At 46.0% G+C, this 16141-nt stretch carries 21 protein-coding genes; 6 read left to right on the top strand and 15 right to left on the bottom strand.

Annotated features, from left to right (window positions below; translation table 11 throughout):
• Positions 1-177 precede the first annotated feature (177 nt).
• A complete protein-coding gene (locus EQU24_RS01210) occupies positions 178-738 on the top strand; it encodes a recombinase family protein (RefSeq protein ID WP_017841257.1) in 561 nt (186 codons plus the stop codon).
• A gap of 5 nt (positions 739-743) precedes the next feature.
• Here the strand turns inward: EQU24_RS01210 and EQU24_RS01205 are convergent, their stop codons facing one another.
• From EQU24_RS01205 to EQU24_RS22180, 7 genes are all read right to left on the bottom strand, one after another.
• A complete protein-coding gene (locus EQU24_RS01205) occupies positions 744-1214 on the bottom strand; it encodes a hypothetical protein (protein WP_017841258.1) in 471 nt (156 codons plus the stop codon).
• A gap of 8 nt (positions 1215-1222) precedes the next feature.
• Positions 1223-2260 (bottom strand): hypothetical protein, encoded by a 1038-nt coding sequence (locus EQU24_RS01200; RefSeq protein ID WP_017841259.1) that lies wholly within the window; start codon positions 2258-2260, stop codon positions 1223-1225.
• 4 nt (positions 2261-2264) lie between these two features.
• Positions 2265-3779 carry a Rad50 family protein gene (locus tag EQU24_RS01195; protein WP_017841260.1) on the bottom strand — a complete coding sequence of 505 codons (1515 nt, stop codon included), beginning with the start codon at positions 3777-3779 and terminating at the stop codon, positions 2265-2267.
• Positions 3780-3785: 6 nt separating this feature from the next.
• Positions 3786-4592 (bottom strand): hypothetical protein, encoded by an 807-nt coding sequence (locus tag EQU24_RS01190; RefSeq protein ID WP_017841261.1) that lies wholly within the window; start codon positions 4590-4592, stop codon positions 3786-3788.
• A 13-nt stretch (positions 4593-4605) separates the two neighbouring features.
• On the bottom strand, positions 4606-6048 hold the full coding sequence (locus EQU24_RS01185) for a hypothetical protein (RefSeq protein WP_201764863.1): 1443 nt from the start codon (positions 6046-6048) through the stop codon (positions 4606-4608).
• 158 nt (positions 6049-6206) lie between these two features.
• Positions 6207-6554 (bottom strand): helix-turn-helix domain-containing protein, encoded by a 348-nt coding sequence (locus EQU24_RS01180; RefSeq protein WP_017841263.1) that lies wholly within the window; start codon positions 6552-6554, stop codon positions 6207-6209.
• Between the two features lie 178 nt (positions 6555-6732).
• Positions 6733-6873 (bottom strand): hypothetical protein, encoded by a 141-nt coding sequence (locus EQU24_RS22180; protein ID WP_017841264.1) that lies wholly within the window; start codon positions 6871-6873, stop codon positions 6733-6735.
• A gap of 128 nt (positions 6874-7001) precedes the next feature.
• Here EQU24_RS22180 and EQU24_RS01175 point away from each other — a divergent pair, with 128 nt between their 5' ends.
• The 3 genes from EQU24_RS01175 (at position 7002) to EQU24_RS01160 (ending at position 9590) form a co-directional block, all read left to right on the top strand.
• Positions 7002-7427, top strand: coding sequence for a LexA family protein (locus EQU24_RS01175; protein WP_201764864.1), 426 nt, complete (start codon positions 7002-7004; stop codon positions 7425-7427).
• On the top strand, positions 7427-8716 hold the full coding sequence (locus EQU24_RS01170; protein ID WP_017841266.1) for a Y-family DNA polymerase: 1290 nt from the start codon (positions 7427-7429) through the stop codon (positions 8714-8716). Before EQU24_RS01175 ends, EQU24_RS01170 begins: the two co-directional genes overlap by 1 nt.
• A gap of 403 nt (positions 8717-9119) precedes the next feature.
• Positions 9120-9590, top strand: coding sequence for a DUF5063 domain-containing protein (locus tag EQU24_RS01160; protein WP_017841267.1), 471 nt, complete (start codon positions 9120-9122; stop codon positions 9588-9590).
• Positions 9591-9655: 65 nt separating this feature from the next.
• Here the strand turns inward: EQU24_RS01160 and EQU24_RS01155 are convergent, their stop codons facing one another.
• Entirely contained in the window at positions 9656-9880 is a 225-nt protein-coding gene (locus tag EQU24_RS01155; protein ID WP_083877732.1) for a hypothetical protein, read from the bottom strand.
• 187 nt (positions 9881-10067) lie between these two features.
• A complete protein-coding gene (locus EQU24_RS01150) occupies positions 10068-10490 on the bottom strand; it encodes a hypothetical protein (RefSeq protein ID WP_017841268.1) in 423 nt (140 codons plus the stop codon).
• A gap of 114 nt (positions 10491-10604) precedes the next feature.
• Between EQU24_RS01150 and EQU24_RS01145 the strand changes: the two genes are divergently transcribed.
• The gene (locus EQU24_RS01145; RefSeq protein ID WP_026130234.1) at positions 10605-11462 is read left to right on the top strand and encodes a 3'-5' exonuclease; all 858 of its coding nucleotides are present in this window, start codon (positions 10605-10607) and stop codon (positions 11460-11462) included.
• Between the two features lie 88 nt (positions 11463-11550).
• Here EQU24_RS01145 and EQU24_RS01140 read toward each other — a convergent pair whose 3' ends face one another.
• The 4 genes from EQU24_RS01140 to EQU24_RS01125 are packed head-to-tail and all read right to left on the bottom strand — an operon-like array spanning position 11551 to position 14568.
• A complete protein-coding gene (locus EQU24_RS01140; RefSeq protein ID WP_017841270.1) occupies positions 11551-12657 on the bottom strand; it encodes a metal-dependent hydrolase in 1107 nt (368 codons plus the stop codon).
• A 31-nt stretch (positions 12658-12688) separates the two neighbouring features.
• A complete protein-coding gene (locus tag EQU24_RS01135) occupies positions 12689-12970 on the bottom strand; it encodes a hypothetical protein (RefSeq protein ID WP_017841271.1) in 282 nt (93 codons plus the stop codon).
• Between the two features lie 28 nt (positions 12971-12998).
• Positions 12999-13922, bottom strand: a complete 924-nt coding sequence (locus EQU24_RS01130; RefSeq protein ID WP_017841272.1) for an ATP-binding protein — start codon at positions 13920-13922, stop codon at positions 12999-13001.
• Positions 13915-14568, bottom strand: a complete 654-nt coding sequence (locus EQU24_RS01125) for a hypothetical protein (protein ID WP_017841273.1) — start codon at positions 14566-14568, stop codon at positions 13915-13917. The genes EQU24_RS01130 and EQU24_RS01125 overlap by 8 nt, the downstream gene beginning before the upstream one ends.
• A gap of 73 nt (positions 14569-14641) precedes the next feature.
• Between EQU24_RS01125 and EQU24_RS01120 the strand changes: the two genes are divergently transcribed.
• Complete coding sequence (locus tag EQU24_RS01120) at positions 14642-14890, top strand: hypothetical protein (RefSeq protein ID WP_017841274.1); 249 nt, start codon at positions 14642-14644, stop codon at positions 14888-14890.
• Here the strand turns inward: EQU24_RS01120 and EQU24_RS01115 are convergent.
• Together EQU24_RS01115 and EQU24_RS01110 are read right to left on the bottom strand one after the other, a co-directional pair.
• Complete coding sequence (locus tag EQU24_RS01115; RefSeq protein ID WP_017841275.1) at positions 14879-15076, bottom strand: hypothetical protein; 198 nt, start codon at positions 15074-15076, stop codon at positions 14879-14881. The genes EQU24_RS01120 and EQU24_RS01115 overlap by 12 nt on opposite strands.
• 168 nt (positions 15077-15244) lie before the next feature.
• Entirely contained in the window at positions 15245-16129 is an 885-nt protein-coding gene (locus tag EQU24_RS01110; protein ID WP_017841282.1) for a type IV pilus modification PilV family protein, read from the bottom strand.
• Between the last annotated feature and the right edge of the window lie 12 nt (positions 16130-16141).

Below are 16141 nucleotides of genomic sequence, written 5' to 3'. Positions count from 1 at the left end.
AAGGCAGAATCAGCGGCTGATTTTTCCAAATTCTACTCCCCATTCATACCTCTACACTATCAATAGGCCTTGATCTAATGATAGAGTCACAACCCCGCCAAAAATCCTATCAATAGACCTTTAATTGCATTATGATAGATACTCTATCACAGCACTTAAAACTCTATTGAGAGAAACATGATTATCGGTTACGCTAGAACGTCGACGACTGAACAAATCGCAGGGCTTGAAGCACAACTTCGAGAGCTCGAAGCGGCTCAGTGCAAAAAAATTTTCCAGGAGCAAGTTTCCTCGGTCGCCGTCCGGGCTCAGTTAGAAGCGGCCTTGGAGTTTACCCGGGAAGGCGATGTCTTGGTCGTGACAAAGTTGGACCGTTTGGCTCGATCGGTTGCGGATCTCATGGCCATTATTCAGACGTTGGAACAAAAGCAGGCCGGCCTGCGCATTCTTAACCTGGGCATGGATACGCAAACGCCCACCGGCAAGTTGATGCTGACCGTCTTGGGCGGTGTCGCTCAATTCGAACGGGAAATCATGTTGGAGAGGCAGCGCGAAGGCGTCGCCAAGGCAAAAGCCGCGGGCAAGTATAAAGGCCGAAAACCCTTGCCCACCGAACTGCGCCAGGAAGTCGTTGAGCTCGCGGCCAATGGCGTAACAAAAACGCAGATTGCCCGGCAGCTTAATATCGGTGAGGCCAGTGTTTATCGAATTTTAGCGGATAATAAAAAGGTAACTTGAAAAGGCTATGGTGATACCTTGAAACGACTAATCTTATAAACCGAATAGATTAGCAAGAAGAAACCGATTGCTAACACAACTCCCCATTGCCATGTTTCATAAACAGGGGCAACATGTGTGATGGTAGTTGTGACCGTATCCACTGAAGTCGTGTCACCTGTAGCGGCACCTGCAACCGCACCGGCACCTGCACCAAGGCCTGCCGCAAGTGAAATCAAACCTATACCTGCTGGCAAGCCAACACCGGTACCCGCAACAACAATACCGATTCCACCAACAATCGTGGCCGTGACCCCGCCTCCGACTGCGCCGACACCTGCACCGATAGCCGCATTTCTAACTTTGGTGCCAGGCTTTATGATTTGGTCAGTCTTTTTCTCATCCCACATATTTTGGGCTTTAGACATATTGATGCCAATAATGATGAGAAAAATGCCCAAAGTTAGACTGATTAGCGGTGTGATGTATTTTTTCATATTTTTAATCACCTAGGTTCGTAGGTATAAAAGATGCCATTTACCGCAAAACGATGAGCATTAAAATAAGTTAAATCGTTTACCCTGTTTTTTAATATTACAAAGTGACGACATTCTTTCTTTTTTGAAATATTAAAAATTTCAATAGTCTCATTGATAAATTTTCCTTTGGAAACAACTTTTCCTAATACATTTTTAATTCTTGGGAGATCCAAAGCTTCACTGTTTCTATGTTCAGGCCATGCTTTATCGACAACAAGCCCTTCCTGTGTGATGACAATATCAAAAAGATATTCAATTCGACCAGTGTTCTCATCTGCCCAACAGGGAGGATGATCCCTTCCTGGACCAGAGGACAATCTATTTTGAAGATAAGCTACTTGACCTTTAAGATCGGAAAGTTCTCTAGCATAATTTATATCCGAAGACTCAATCAAAGTTCTTGCAATCTTCTGAAGCTTTTCTCTATCAATAGATTGATCAAATTTATCGAAATAAGATTTTTCTAGATATTGCATTAACTCCAAAGCATTAAGTGCTTGTTCTTGTATTCTCTTTATGTTTTCCTCAGATAAATTTTTCTTTTCATCTTTTTTGATATCCGGTATTTTTTCGCTCAGGTTGCTGACCAATTCAATCGCCGCTGCTAATTCCTTATCTGTTATATCGTTATCTGATTTTTCTTTTAATTCTTCAAGCATTTCACGAATATTTACTAGCTGTGTAAGTTGTTCATCCTGCTCATCTATCTTAGACTTTAACTCAACAGATTCAGATATAATTTTCGTGTTTTCAATAAGCTTCGATATTATTTCATCTGGGTTAGCGCCGATTTCTTTTAATTGGTTTTCAAAATTTTCTAATTGATCTTTATATGTATCTAAAGTTTGGAGTTTTTCTAATTTCTCATTTACTTCTTTGTATTTCCTGTCGGTGCTTGCATACATCCACCCCAAAAGAATCAACAATATAAAAATCAAAGAGAAAGCAATTTCTGTCAATGAGAGCTGGAAAATTGAATCGCCACGCGGTGGAATACTTTTCATTAAGCTAAATATCGATTTGCCCAGGTGGTGGCGTGGTTATTCTTTGAGAATCATTGCCCAAGGATACCGAACCGGCAAGACGTTGAAGGATATAAGCCCTATCACTAGCCGCATTTTCCAAAATATCTTTGAAACTAGGTACTTCTCTAACAATGCCTTCCAGTTTCGAAACAATCTGATCCAATACTTTATTGATATCCTTAACTGTTACCTCGTGATGTTGAACCATTTTGTTCTCTATTTCTACAAGCCTATGACCTAGTTCAACTTTTTCTTTATTTATCTCGGAAAGCGTATTAGCAATTACTTCATATAAATTCTGCTCTGTCTTATTGCTTTTAGTCAGCGTTTCATTGGTGTTGGTTAGCTCTTTTGCCGCTAAAGATAAATTTGATGTCTGTGATTTTTGTTCTTCGAGATAACTCTTAAAGAGTGTTGTTTGTGTTACTAAAGCTTCGGTTACAGTATCAATGTTAATTTGTAGAGTTTTTAACGATCTGGATAGATCGCTAAGTGTTTCAACTTGATTATGTGCGCCGGCAAGAATTTTATCCTGCGTGTCTGAAAAAGAAACCACACGGTCTAATACATATTCAATGTCATCCGACCTTGAGCGTAATAAACCCAATGAACTTTGAATACCATCAACTGATGAATCGACATCTTTAGCCGCTTTTGCCACATTTAAAGCTATTTTTTCTGTGCTAATGCAAAGACGATTAACGGGGGCTTCCAATTTTTTACTAAAATAATCATCTGGAAAAGCCGTCTCATCTAGCCTTTTAGTCACGGCATCTGAAAAATAGCTTATTTTTCCCTCAATACTATCAAGATTGCTACGTAGACATGAAGAATAGTAGTCGACTAAGTCAGTCAGACGATTTGTTGAGCCTTTCACTTCGTTCAATGCAGACTCAAATGCTTGTCTGTTATGGTTAGATATTTCCTCAAATAATAAAGAGATTTTGTTGCTGTAGGATTCGGTTAGTTGTTCTACTCCAATGGCAACTCTGTCCAGGGTCGTTCTAGTTGCATCTTCAACTCTTGAATCAAACTCTTGCAACTTTTCCAAAGAGATAATCAACTGTTCGTTAAGCCTAGTAGTAGCATCAATAACACCATCTTCCGCTGAGCTTATTGCATCACTGAAATCGTGCTTGAAGCTGACCATGTAAACTCGCACTGCTATACCCATAACAGTGCTCACCATTGCAACACCAAATCGCACGGCAATTTCAGACATCTTTGACTCAATATCTGGTAGATCAAAAAGGCTAAAAACGATTGATGTTATGGTAAAAATAAAGCCTATGTAATAACAGGAGTCTGCAAACTTCTCATCAGTCACATCATTATGGGCTCTATAATTACCTAAGATGATGTAAAGAGACATGACCGTAATGGGGAGTAATAATCCAAATATCCAAGGGTCACTGATATACCAACCGATGCCTGAAAAACTTACCTTCAGAACAATAGCAATAACAAAGAGTTTCTTAAGTCTAATTTTGACAGCCATAGTGTCCTAACCTTCAAGAGGTCTAACTAACACAATATGCGCCCCTGCATTTGAAAAATAATCCTCCCAAAATTTGAGATGTTTGCGTGTCTGATACTTAGGGGTATTGAGCACATAATGCAACTCAACTTGAACACCGGCTAGATCTACATTCATTTTTCGCCCGTAGTCGGTATCTAAAAACTTCTTATACTCGTACCCATTTTTATACATTGAATAATTAGGCGTGTGATGCAACATATCTGAAACTAAAATTAAGCGTCTTGGTCCATCAACGCCTGATGCGCGGAACCCATTGATTGATACCAGTTGTATCATTTCTAGTATGGGGGATAATTTAGCCGGCTCTTGACTGGTCAACTCTTTAGCGAGTTGTAACATGGGCAACCTAAATTGATTTTCATAACGATCGACCAATCTTTTGATGTTTGAGGTTAGCTCACTCTTATCTCTAGCATCCCCCGGGTTACATATACTGATTAAAGGCTCTGCGGTTGATTTATAATCTTCTCCGAGGGAAAAAACAGATACGAGTTCACCGGGACCGATCTTATTCGATATGATTTCTTCTAATAAAACCTGAAAGGATTTTTTCTGTGTAAAGTTGAGAGGGTCTGTTTTATCAACGAGAATGACCAAGTGACCTGTAGGTCCAGAAGACGGGCATAATGTTAAATTATCTAACTCAATATTTTTGTTTTCTATATGGTATAGCGCTAAAGCACCAGCAACAATGAGAGTAACAAAAATTAAAAACACACCACCAATGATGTAGGATGTCTCACTTTTTTTCTTTTTTCTTCTTAAACTCATTTTTAATACTGGTCTATTGACTATTTATATGTAAACCAAGTGGTTGCAGCCTATCGAACTCTCTATTGAACGAAGCTTGAATGGAGGCTTTAATATCTTCAAGCTTTAGTACAACTTCATCTGCAGCAAATTTTTGTTTTTCAAAATTTACCCAGTCTTTATCCAAATGAAAATTGGGAATGTTTAGAGATTTAGGTGATGGTACTTTATTAAAGGTTTTTGGAACGGGTAGACCTTTTCGGTGGATCATATTTTCTTGCCTGAAAATACCTAGTAAAGACCGCATACATTGGTCTGCATCTTGTATTGCTGTCTGTAACCTTTTCTCAGATGTATGCTTTCTTTCAATAACAGACTTTTGCTTCTCTAATGTTGATTTTATTTCATTTGAGTTTTCATTGAGCTTCTTCAGAAATCTTGCTTTCAATTCGTTTAATTCTTCACGTAAATCATGAAACTCAGTCTCATACTCTTCCTTAGCTTCAATATAACGCTTTGTTTTAGAAGCGTAGAATGGATAATGATCAGACATCGAAATACCATCTATCAAAGCAAAAACAGCAAACAGTAGGCTTATCCCAAATAAAGCCCAGGACATAATATCGTGTAAATCCAAAGGATTGGCTTTCAAAGCTAAAAAAGCTGAATACGCAGGTTCAACCTTATCCATACCTAAAGCATCTCTATAATGAGATATTCCTAAAGCTATGCAAACAGTTAAAACCACCCCTAACAAAGAAAGAAAGAAACCTAAAAATTTAACCGGCCAATTGTTATGAAACAAAAAAGGAATGACAAACCGACCTTGTAAACCAGCGGTTATCACGTTAAATCCAGAAAACATCATGGCCATAAAGAAGCCACCGATAAGACCACTATCAACACCTTGAGCAAAGAAAAAAGAATTAGCTAAACCCTCTACTAAAATTAAAAATATAAAAAACGAGAATTTAAAAAATAAATGCCACTTAGTCGGGTAGTGTGCATCTCGTGTGAGATCATTGTTAATCTTAAAATTATCTAATTCGGTTTTTGTTTTCTCAAATCTATTAAGCAATGACTTTATAAAAGGCTCAGAATCATCCAAAAGAGAGCTTGCTTCCCGAGAAAACTCTTGATCGAGTTGAAGGGTGTTCTTTACGATAGGTTGTATGTCGAGACGAGATAGATCTTCGTTTAAGACTTGAAGGCGTGTATTTGCCCAGTCCAGGTAATCCAGTCGGGCACGGTCAATTCTATGAATTATTTGTTCTTCAATTCCTGTTAACTGGACAGCGTCTGGTGACGGTAGGCCTGAGTTACCAAGACGTTCAGCTTCACTTCTAATCTTTAATTCCTTTTCTATGTCTGTATCTTTTAATACATAAAGATCAGGATTTTTATTTTTAATTCTACGTTCGTCGTTTGAGGTCAGCCAATTAAAAATTGATGAGAAAATATTGATTTTTTGATACATATTAGGCTGATAGATTGACCTAAAAAGGTTAATAAACACCAATCGAAGCTAACGCTCTAGGTAATCTTTAATTTCTTGCTGTATTTGCATCCATATATCTAACGTATAAAAAGCATCACAGGAATCATCATAATAAATTAGGCATATTTGGAACCAAGCTACAATTCCCTTATCTTTTTTAGATCACGTGAAATTAGAGCTTGTGAAACACTAAATAAATCAGCTATTTCGCTCTGCGACCAACCATCATTAAATAGCTCTTTACATAATACTTGACGTTCTTTGATAGACATCTGTGAAGGATCAAACTGTTCTATTTTTTCAGAGTTCGCACGAACACACACAGATATCACTTCACCTGTTGATTTTTTTGCATGCGCTTTAATAACGCCGGCTCCGCCTACGATCTTAAAGCTATCAAGGAGAGGATCAATCTTAAGACCGCTAAGCCCAATCGCCAGCTCTTTGCTATATGCAAGAATAGGGTCTTCGCTAAATGAATTCATAAAAAATTAAATTATCAACAAAGTATGTTTATTTGAATTCATAAAATTCAATGAATACAATAACCTTTTTTTAAAAAAAATCAACGTTAATAAGCCAATTATTAGGCATATCTGAACCGTTAAAGCCATCAAAAATTACTCAAAAACGAAAACCGCCCAACCCGGCGCTCAATACCCACTAAAACATCCCCACCAACATAATCGCCGAAACCACCAAAACCTTCATACCCCAAGCAATCATGTAATCCGATCGGCGATCTTCCATAATCTCGTCCACCCGGTTTCTGACTTGATCCTGCATGTGAATTTTGCGTTGCATGGCGGCGCCCCTCATCGCTGGTTTGGAATTTTTTGACAGCATAGCAAAAACCGATTTAAAAGAGAACAATAAGAGAACATAATAAACGCCTTTCGGCTTCTTCTCACTCTCAACCCGCTATGCTCATTATGCCAACGACTGTTTTATACGCTGCTTCAAACCCTAAAACTGTGAACCTGCCGCTGTTTGCCGGCAAAGTCTCGGCCGGTTTCCCCTCGCCGGCCGACGATTACATCGAGAAAACCCTGGATCTGAACGAGCTGCTGGTGCAAAAGCCCGCCGCAACGTTCTTCGTCCGCGCGCAAGGCGAATCGATGCTCGGCGCCGGCATTCATCCGAACGACATTCTGGTCGTCGATCGTTCGCTGGAACCGGTACCGGGCAGGATCGTGATTTGCGCGCTGAATGGGGAGCTGGTCGTCAAGCGTTTGAAGCGCCGGGGCGGCCAATGGGTGTTAGGTTCGGAAAACCCGGCTTATAAAAATATCGTGCTTCGTGAAGAGATTGATACGGTGATTTGGGGCGTGGTCACCAATGTCATTCACCCGCTGTAATGCCCACGCAACGGCTTATCGCCCTGGTCGACTGCAACAACTTCTATGTGAGTTGCGAACGCGTGTTCAGGCCTGACCTGATCGGCAAGCCGGTTGCCGTACTCAGCAACAATGACGGCTGCGTCGTCGCCCGAAGTGCCGAAGTCAAGAAATTGGGCATTAAAATGGGTGTGCCGCTGTTCCAGATTCAGCAACTGGTCAACCAGCACCAAATCAAACTTTTTTCGTCAAACTACACGCTGTACGCCGATATATCAGCCAGAGTCATGTCCACTTTGGAAGAATTCGCTCCCAATCTTGAGGTGTATTCCATTGATGAGGGCTTCCTGGATTTAACCGGCGTTTACCCTTGCGGCAAAGACCCAATTGCTTATGGCCAGCTGATCAGAAAAACGGTGGTTCGAACCACCGGCATTCCGGTTTGCGTGGGGCTAGGACCGACCAAAACGCTCGCTAAACTGGCGAACTTCGCCGCCAAGAAATGGCCGCAAACCGGCGGTGTTCTGGATCTGTCCGACCCGGTGCGCCGGGAAAAACTGATGCGCATTGTGCCGGTCGGCGAGGTATGGGGCATAGGCCCGCGCACGGCGGTCAAGCTGAATCAACTTGGCATTCATACCGTTTGGGATTTGGCGTCCCAATCCAGCAAGCGCATTCAAACCCAGTTCAATGTTGTGGTGGCTAGAACCGTGATGGAGTTGAATGGCACGCCTTGCCTGGCACTGGAAGAAATCGCCCCGGATAAACAGCAGATTGTCTGCTCCAGAAGTTTTAGCCGCCGCTTAACCGAATACGCCGAGCTGTCGCAAGCCATGGCCGAATTCTGCAGCCGGGCCGCCGAAAAACTCCGGCAACAAGACTCGGTAACCGGCTGCATTACGATATTTATCCGGACCAGTCCCTTCAACCCGGATGAGCCGCAATATCAACGGGCGGCCAGTAGTAAGCTGAATGCGGCTACGCAAGACACGAGGTCTATCATAGCTACCGCTAATCAGATGCTCAAAGAGCTATACAGGCCAGGCTATAACTATCAGAAATGCGGCGTCCAGCTGAGCCATATCCAGCCGGAAACCACGCCAGGGCAAATGGATGTATTCGACTTGATGGTTGACGGCCTATCTACTGAAAACCGTCACCTGATGAAAGCCATTGATCAGATAAACCACCGCTTTCCGAGTGCCGTTTCGATCGCGGCAACTGGTTTTGATAAAAGCTGGAAGCCGAAGGCGGAGCGGATTTCGCAGCGTTATACGACGGATTGGCGGGAATTGGCGGGGGTTTGGTAAAGCTATGAGCGGCGCCGGATTCGAACCGGATAATGCAATCACCGTAGCGCCTGCAACCGTTCCCATTGGAAACAACCGCCCATAGCGGCTAGAGTATAGCAAATAAGGGTATACGGCTTATTAGCCATGCAAATAAAATAGGCACTTCGTTTTTATACACCGAATAAATGAAAATCGAATATTGCCCACTGTGTGGTTGGGGACCTCTCGAAAAACCCTATGAGTCAATGGAAGAGCTATGGTTCAGCTACGATATTTGCGATTGCTGTGGTTGCGAATATGGCCTCGATGATAACGAACCCTACTATGAAAAATGGGTATCGGAAGGATGTCGTTGGCTTTATCCTAAAGCAAAACCAACAGGATGGCGGCTACAAGATCAATTACAACACCAAATCAGGCCATGGCCTCCAAACCCGCTCACATAAAGATTCAAACAGCAATCGATCATTTTTTGTCGATCGTTTTGAATCAAGAAGATAAACCGGAAGACTTGGGCATACTTATGTCCTCACTCGATGAATTGGCATATTCGGTCAGGCTTGTAGGTGATGAATTCGATGAAACAGACTATCTCGATCCGCCGGAAACCGACTACCCAGCAATAAGGGAAACCATTAAAAAGCGCTTTCCAACTCTGGACTGGTACAACATGGCAACCCATATCTCGGAACCGAACGGGGAAACAAAACTATTTCTGAGGGATGCTATCGATGATCTGGTCGATATCGTCAGTGATTTACAGAAAATTTCATGGCGTTTTGAAAACACCTCGGAAGACGATGCCTCATGGCATTTTCAATGGGGCTACATGAATACATGGGGAAGAGCCTTGAGATTTCTACAACTCTATTTGCATGATTTTTGGTGGTAATGATTAAAACAACCCCTCCAACCGCCCCGGCGTCTATGCCTTACCTTCACAGAAAAAACTCCACACTATCTCTCATCAACTTTATGACAAGCATCAACGGCAACACAACCGCTTTTACCATTTAGCCACACAACAGCCGTATGACCGCCGAGTATGCTGGCGGCTGTACGAGTTGAAAATAACTCTGGTTCAGCTCCAGGATAGCTACGATATTCAACGGTATCGCCTATTGATACGTTAGCGTTCCATTGAGCAGCTATTTCATGTTGTGAAGCTTCGCGTTGTTTCATTTTTATCACCTAGAGGCTTACAGGCCATTTAATAGACTAGGAACATACTCACTTTTTCCACTACCGGAAAAACTCAACTCCACCATCGCATCCCACCGGATCGCGGTCAGGCTTAGAGGTGTTTCTAACTATACTGAGGTAATGAGTACATTCAATTAGAATATAAATTAACTAACATATATATACTTTAGTTAATTCTATAAAATACAGCTTTCCGAACCTTCCCCATGTCGCTGATCGCTTTTTTGATGTCTCTATCCACTTGCTCCTTGTATTTCTCTATCAACTCATCCTTCCTGTGATGGTCCCTGCTTTTATTCGCAGCCGTGCGCCCGGTAACCGCGAACCATTTGTTTAATGTCAAACGGTCAATGCCTCGCCCCATCCAGCCCTTCACCAGATTCAGCGCCAAGGTTGGCGTCAGATCCACGCCATCATCTACTTCCGCCCTTTCCAACCAATGAAACAATACCGTTTGCTTATATCGTTTCGACGCCGCCGCAGCCATCGCCCTTCGCTGGTCTATATTCTCCAAATCCATAGCAATTTCGATATCGGCCTTGTAGTGATCCAGTGTGTAAAAATAGATCGATCGCCCAGATTTAGCCATTGTTATTACCAACTTTAACTAACATATATATATTTTAGTATTGACGGAAGTTTTAGGCTAATGGAAAATCGGTTATCTATAAATATAATTGGTATTGATCAATTTACCGCCGCTATGGACGACAACGCACTACAAAAAGCCAGAGATGAAGCCATCGCCGCTGACAGATGCTTTTCCAAGGGTCGGTTGCGGGACGAATTCAGAATGAAACCAAAGCCGGACGCCATTCCCATAAAGCATTACAAAAACGGCTATGGTCGAGAATTCGGGGTTTATCGAATAGCCGACTGCGTGCCGATCCGGACAATCCAACAGCGTGAGCCGACAGAGAAGCAAAAACGTGCCAGAGCGATCATGGCCTTGAAAGCGAAGCTCCGCAGCAATGAAGCGCTTGCCGGCGAAATCGCCTGCGCTTGGCTTGCTGAAGACCCGCTGTTTCTCGACACGGAAACCACCGGCCTCGGTTATAACGCGCAGATTATCGAGCTGGCTCTAGCGGATGCGGCCGGCCATGTGCATTTCGAAACCAAGATGAAACCGACCATCCCTATCGAGCCGGATGCATCTGCCATTCACGGCATCGATGAAGCCGCCTTGACATCGGCGCCGGCCTGGCCGGAAGTCGCTCATCGGGTCAAAGAGCTGGTCGCCGGACGGATTGTGGTGATTTTCAATGCCGAGTTCGATTCCCGCATGGTGTATCAGACGTGTAGCGCGTTCGGCGAATCTACGGACTGGTGGAAAGCGGTCGAAACCCGATGCGCGATGTACTTGGCGGCCAAAGCCTTCGGACCCACGAACCGCTACGGTTCAATATCACTGGAAACAGCGACATCGATAGCCGGCATATCATGGACAGGTTCCGCGCATTCGGCCACGGCCGACACGCTGGCCACCGTCGATCTTGTAAATTCGATTGCAACGTACCGGCGTGACATCGAGCGGCAACTGAGCGAATTGGAGGCGACGTAAAAATGTTGATCCTTAAATTACAAATTTAACTAAAATATATATATATGTTAGTTAACAAATAAATAATAAGAATCCATACTCACAGGGATTAAAAGTTTTGCAGAATGCCTGGAATCCGGTTCCCAGCATCGCTACCGCTGAATTTCAGATCCACCATCGCATCCCCCGGCCTCAACCAAAACTGAACCACTAACTCCCCCCGGATGGCGGTCAGATTCAAATAATCGGCCAGATCCCCCGCCTTCGCGTAATGCAGCTTGACCTTCGCCCCGCTCCAGCTGACCGGATGATACGCCTCCAATTGCGTGACATCGACCACTTTGTCGGCGTCGATGTGCAATTCGCCGAGCAAATAATAAGCGTGGTTCGCCTGTAGGTTCTCGACCAGCCAGCGCAACGACCGGCCTTTCATGTCGACGCGCTGGGAGATCACGCGCAGCGGCTCGCCCTGAATCAGCACCGCATCGACCGGATAGAGGTTGTGGTGCAATTGGCTCTTGCCGACCGAACGGGCTTGGCCCTGGTAGTCGACGATCAGCCCTTTTTGCCAGGCGCCGAGCACCGGGCAGGCGCATTCGATGTGTTCCAGGGTCAAATTGTCGATCGCCTTCAGTTCCAGCGTGTGCCAGGTTAGGCCTTGGACCTTGACGAACTCGCTGTAGGCGATATCGAAATCTTTCAATATCTGATGCAGTCCGCCGCGCAGACCCAGATTGCTCATCGGGTACAGCCCGACGCAGAACACCAGCATCGCGCACAACACGATCATTTCGGCCTTGCTGCCGACCTCCAGACGGTATTTGACCTTGCCGGGCATCACCACGCGCAGCGGCGATGGCCAGAACAGGTCGACGCCCCGGATGTTGGCCATGTCGATCTGGATATGCGACCAATAGCCACCCAGGATCGCCCAAAAGCCCATCGGCCAAACAAGATACAACGGCGAGGCCAAGGCCGCGAGGACGCCGACGCCGATTAGGGAATGGGTAACGGTCCGGTGGCCGAAGCGCTTTTCGATCGGCACCGAAATGAAGAACAACGGCCGGCCGACGCGCGAGGTCGGGATATCGATATCGGGCATGAACGAAAACAGAATCGCAAGACCCCAGGCGATCGGTTCGGTCGGGTATTCGAACACCGCCGCCCCGCCGAGATAGAGCGCGGTCGAAAAGGCGGCGTGGGTGGCGGCTAGCATAGCGAATGATATGATACGGTATGATATGAAATCATATCATGCGATCGATAACAATAAGATCGCTATCTTCATCTACCCAATACACATCGCCATATGCGGCGGCAGACGGCCCTTCCGGCTCCATGACTTCGCATAGAATCACAAACGGTAACGGCTTTCCGGAAACAGCACTTAAATTGGCTGTGTTATATTCATCGCTCCAAATCACCAGCCGCTCGTAATCCTCTGTCAAGCAAACCAGGCAAAACTTTCCGCTTTTCTCGATGTATTTCACCCCGGCATCAAGAAACCCGATAATTGTAAATTCTTCCATTCTTCGCCCCTGAATGAGTCGAGCTACACTACCGCCCTACCCCCTTAAAGATAAAGAACCGGAAGGTCAGAAACAGCGCCGCCCCGATCCCGCCCATGATGTACAGCGTCTTGTCCCCGGTACCCATGCCGACGTAACGCATCGACACGATCAGCGCCCCGAGGACCATCACCATCGGCGTGAAATCGAGATATTGCACGCCGGCCTCGTGGCGCATTTCGCGCACCTTGCGCTTGTCGATGATCCGTTCCTTGCCGGATTCGTCGAGCATGTCGTAGATCGCCTGCGGCACCCCGCCCGATTGCTTGACGACGTGGCTGATATACAGCTCCGGCGATTCGATCAGGATGCCTTTGGTTTCGATGTAGCGTTTGACGATCGCGCGGATCGTGTCCGCCGGTAGCGGCTTGACCCCAATCTCCCGCATCTTCCACCACAGTTTCCGGACCCGGGCCTTTTTCTCGGAGGCGCAGCCGATCACCTGGGCATGGTCGAAGATGGCCAGCCAGAACGCCATTTGCGTCGGCGTCAAACTGGTCAGGTCGTCGACCGCGATCACCGGCTTGTCTTCGGCGCGGGCCAACGCCGGAATCACCGCGTGCGTCAGGTCGCGCATGCTCATCCGGTTGACCTGGCTTTTGATCTCTTTCCAGTCGATCTCGGAACCCGGCGTATCGTGATACTTCGCCGGCAATTCCAACTCTTGCGGCGTGACCAGATCCAGCGCCAGCATTTGCCGGGCCATGTCGACGAATTGCCCTTTGGCCTGATGATCATGCAGCCGGATCAACAGCGGCACTTTCGCCCCGAGCCGGTCCAGCGCCGCCCTCAGCACCGCCGATTTGCCGATGCCGACCGGGCCGGTCAAAATGACGTGCTTGCCCTTCTTGATCTCGGCGACCAAATCGCCGACCACTTCGTCCCGGCCGATCAGGCCGACAATCTCATCCATCGGTGCCTCCCAAGGTTTCGGTCTTGCCCTCCAAATAGGCCAACAGCGTTCGCCATTCTGGGCCGGCATAACGGGCCAGCTTGTAACGCTGCGTCTTGATCAGCAGCGTGTCTTTGGCCACCAGGGCGTCTTCGGCGTTGACCTTGCTGCCGATTTGCCACAGCTCGTTCATGTCCGAGGCATAGCCTTGATCAATACGGTCCTTGACCCAGGCGGCCTTCTCCTTCAAAAACGTGCGCTTCACTTCCGAAGCCTCCAGGTCCGCCTCCAATTGCCGCAATTGCACGATATCGGCCACCACGCGCGACAGCATATCGTCAAACGCCTTGGCTTCGGCGACTTGCTTCAAGGCCGCCTCTCGTTCTTCCTTGACCGACGACAACGGAATGTTGATTTGCAGGCCGCCGAACACGGTGTAAGGGTCGTCCCGGAACTCGGTACCGCCGACACCGACCCGGCCGGCCAGCGAGGTGTTCTGCAACGCCCAGGTTAAAGCATCCGGCTTGGCATAGGCCTTGGTGACGTTTTGCTGGGCCAGAAGGGTCGGATTAACCCGGCCGATGAACGACAACACGGCGTCGTCATCCCAGGCCACTACCCGGAAAGGCAAGAATAAGGCTACAATAAAGACGATTCGCACAATCATGGATGCACTTTTATCATACAAAAGTGTAATTTTGTTTTAACTTAGTCTAGCTTTTGTAGCCGCAAAAGTGAATATGAATAGTAAAGAAGCCGAAATTTTATTCCAGGCGGGCGCTTTAGAGGCGCCCGTCATCCAAAAACACGCCTCCGGAGACGGCTGGACCGTCACGCTGTCCGGAAAGCATAAACTGAATCCGATGCTGGAGACCGCGCGCGGCAAAATAAGGGTGTTTAAACGCCTTGATGCTGCGGTCGGGGTTTTGTTTGGGGTGGGGTTTGGTGAGATAACGATTGTGCAAACAAGTAAATCATTATTGACGTGAAAGTTTTATATTGCTGTTCGAACAATCACCTGTATTTACAACACCTAAAAACGCATTGAGTTCAACTTTGCATTTTTCGATATTTAATCCATTATTGCCGTCACTTGAAATGTTAGTGACGTAAGGGCCGGCTGTAGTACAACCAGTCAAGAAAATAACCGCTAAAAATGTTAATAAAAATTTCATTCAGGTTCCTTTTTCGTTATTTTAAAAATACAACTAAAGCATAGTAGCCATGTACCGAATCAAAAGCCACCTTTGCGAAGTATTCAATTGCACCACCCCCGAACTGACCAGCAAAGGCATACTTGACGAGTTCCGGGCATGGCTCAAGGATAATCCCGAATAATCGATTTATTCAACGGGGCAACTTGCCGAAAAATACCTGCTATTTCCAGATCCCGTATCATTCTCTTGGCAACAAGACACGGTACACTCAGAAGGATTCGTACCGCTCAACGAATAACCTTGACCAGGGTTTCGAAAAAAACAGCTACAGGAAACAAAGCCTCCACCGCCGCCTACAACTTCTCCTTCTCCTTCTCCTTCTCCGTCGTTACCATCTTCTGGTGGCGTCGTATCTCCCCCATCGTCGCCTCCGTCACCATTCTCGCCATCGACACTGCACGAAAGATAGGTATAAGCACCGGATAAAACACCTTCGGTGCATAACCTGGTTTCGCTGACGCAATCATCGAGCGACGCGACTGTACCGGACAAATAAGCCGTTACGGTACTGCCATTCGGCACGGTGCCATGTACCCAAGTACAATCGTCAGGACTGCCGCCTCCGCCTCCGCCAGTATTATTCATCGCCAGGAGCACTACGCCGCCTTTCACCGGATCGACTTCGGCAATGAATGAAGTCAGCTGTACGATTTGCGTCGTATCCGCTTGATCTTGCCAAGATACGGCAACATTGGCTTGTTTGCACTCAACTGAATTCGCACAACCCGTAATCGTCCAGGTTCGTGTAAATGTCGCATTGGCGCCTAATTGTGTATCGCTATCAGACCCTGAATACGCGCTATAGTCGGACTGATGTACAAAGGTGCGTAATTCTTCGATTTTTTCTTGCGCTAGATTCAGCGCATGCGTTCTCATCCGGCTATCCCCGCTACTGGACAACGTAATCCCTTGCAAACGGGCAACGCCCAGCATTGTCATGCCGACCACTAAAGAGGCTATCATAGCCTCAATCAAAGAAAAGCCTCGAATTTTGCGATGCTGCACGTTCATAATGATCACGCC

It is taken from the genome of Methylotuvimicrobium buryatense (assembly GCF_005931095.1).
GTDB lineage: Bacteria > Pseudomonadota > Gammaproteobacteria > Methylococcales > Methylomonadaceae > Methylotuvimicrobium > Methylotuvimicrobium buryatense.
This window is presented reverse-complemented; position numbering and strand designations above follow the sequence as displayed.

Bases quoted from the DNA above. Each gene is read 5' to 3' on its own strand.
- EQU24_RS01145 (WP_026130234.1), top strand. From the start codon at position 10,605: ATGGACGACAACGCACTACAAAAAGCCAGAGATGAAGCCATCGCCGCT.
- EQU24_RS01190 (WP_017841261.1), bottom strand. From the start codon at position 4,592: ATGAGTTTAAGAAGAAAAAAGAAAAAAAGTGAGACATCCTACATCATT.
- EQU24_RS01200 (WP_017841259.1), bottom strand. From the start codon at position 2,260: ATGAAAAGTATTCCACCGCGTGGCGATTCAATTTTCCAGCTCTCATTG.
- EQU24_RS01205 (WP_017841258.1), bottom strand. From the start codon at position 1,214: ATGAAAAAATACATCACACCGCTAATCAGTCTAACTTTGGGCATTTTT.
- EQU24_RS01135 (WP_017841271.1), bottom strand. From the start codon at position 12,970: ATGGAAGAATTTACAATTATCGGGTTTCTTGATGCCGGGGTGAAATAC.
- EQU24_RS01160 (WP_017841267.1), top strand. From the start codon at position 9,120: ATGGCCTCCAAACCCGCTCACATAAAGATTCAAACAGCAATCGATCAT.
- EQU24_RS01175 (WP_201764864.1), top strand. From the start codon at position 7,002: ATGCCAACGACTGTTTTATACGCTGCTTCAAACCCTAAAACTGTGAAC.
- EQU24_RS01150 (WP_017841268.1), bottom strand. From the start codon at position 10,490: ATGGCTAAATCTGGGCGATCGATCTATTTTTACACACTGGATCACTAC.
- EQU24_RS01130 (WP_017841272.1), bottom strand. From the start codon at position 13,922: ATGGATGAGATTGTCGGCCTGATCGGCCGGGACGAAGTGGTCGGCGAT.
- EQU24_RS01180 (WP_017841263.1), bottom strand. From the start codon at position 6,554: ATGAATTCATTTAGCGAAGACCCTATTCTTGCATATAGCAAAGAGCTG.
- EQU24_RS01185 (WP_201764863.1), bottom strand. From the start codon at position 6,048: ATGTATCAAAAAATCAATATTTTCTCATCAATTTTTAATTGGCTGACC.
- EQU24_RS01195 (WP_017841260.1), bottom strand. From the start codon at position 3,779: ATGGCTGTCAAAATTAGACTTAAGAAACTCTTTGTTATTGCTATTGTT.
- EQU24_RS01115 (WP_017841275.1), bottom strand. From the start codon at position 15,076: ATGAAATTTTTATTAACATTTTTAGCGGTTATTTTCTTGACTGGTTGT.
- EQU24_RS01170 (WP_017841266.1), top strand. From the start codon at position 7,427: ATGCCCACGCAACGGCTTATCGCCCTGGTCGACTGCAACAACTTCTAT.
- EQU24_RS01110 (WP_017841282.1), bottom strand. From the start codon at position 16,129: ATGAACGTGCAGCATCGCAAAATTCGAGGCTTTTCTTTGATTGAGGCT.
- EQU24_RS01210 (WP_017841257.1), top strand. From the start codon at position 178: ATGATTATCGGTTACGCTAGAACGTCGACGACTGAACAAATCGCAGGG.
- EQU24_RS01120 (WP_017841274.1), top strand. From the start codon at position 14,642: ATGAATAGTAAAGAAGCCGAAATTTTATTCCAGGCGGGCGCTTTAGAG.
- EQU24_RS01155 (WP_083877732.1), bottom strand. From the start codon at position 9,880: ATGAAACAACGCGAAGCTTCACAACATGAAATAGCTGCTCAATGGAAC.
- EQU24_RS22180 (WP_017841264.1), bottom strand. From the start codon at position 6,873: ATGCAACGCAAAATTCACATGCAGGATCAAGTCAGAAACCGGGTGGAC.
- EQU24_RS01125 (WP_017841273.1), bottom strand. From the start codon at position 14,568: ATGATTGTGCGAATCGTCTTTATTGTAGCCTTATTCTTGCCTTTCCGG.
- EQU24_RS01140 (WP_017841270.1), bottom strand. From the start codon at position 12,657: ATGCTAGCCGCCACCCACGCCGCCTTTTCGACCGCGCTCTATCTCGGC.